Source organism: Corynebacterium sp. HMSC05C01, assembly GCF_001807155.1.
Taxonomy (GTDB): domain Bacteria; phylum Actinomycetota; class Actinomycetes; order Mycobacteriales; family Mycobacteriaceae; genus Corynebacterium; species Corynebacterium coyleae.
The window spans coordinates 1-532 of record NZ_KV787973.1 but is presented as its reverse complement, the minus strand read 5'-3'; the positions used below and the strand labels follow the sequence as shown (position 1 = coordinate 532).

At 54.3% G+C, this 532-nt stretch carries 1 pseudogene; it reads left to right on the top strand.

From position 1 onward, the window contains the following. The first annotated feature begins 4 nt into the window (after window positions 1-4). Window positions 5-203: pseudogene (locus HMPREF3145_RS12080) on the top strand (hypothetical protein). The last annotated feature ends 329 nt before the right edge of the window (window positions 204-532 follow it).

Below are 532 nucleotides of genomic sequence, written 5' to 3'. Positions count from 1 at the left end.
TGAAGTGTCCCAGGTTTTGTTCCGTTTGAGTAGATGGGAAAATCTGGAATATGCCAAGAAAATTTGACCAGGATGCCAAGGACCGCGTGGTCCGTCTCGTGGAAGATCGCATCTTGGCGGAAAATATGTCGATGCAAGCCGCGTGCCAGGCAGTAGCCCCAAAGCTGGGGGTTTCATGGCACACGGCTCGCCAATGGACTTAAGCAGGCCCGCCGTGCGGGAAACATCCCAGAACCTGTGCCTGAAGACTTGGCCGCCGAAAACGCGAGGCTACGCCGTGAAAATCAAGAGCTACGCGACACTAACGAGCTGCTGAAGGCTGCCTCGGCTTTTTTCGCGTCGGAACTCGACCCGAAACGTCGGAAATGATCCGGTTCATCGATAAATACCGGAATCGTTTCTCTGTCGAGTTCATTTGTAAGACGTTGAAGAATAACCGGGCTGGTGGGTTTATCACCTCGCGTGGTTATCGCCAGTCCAAGGCCCGTGGATTAAGTGCTCGTCGCCTTCGCGATGCTGTGCTGATCGACCG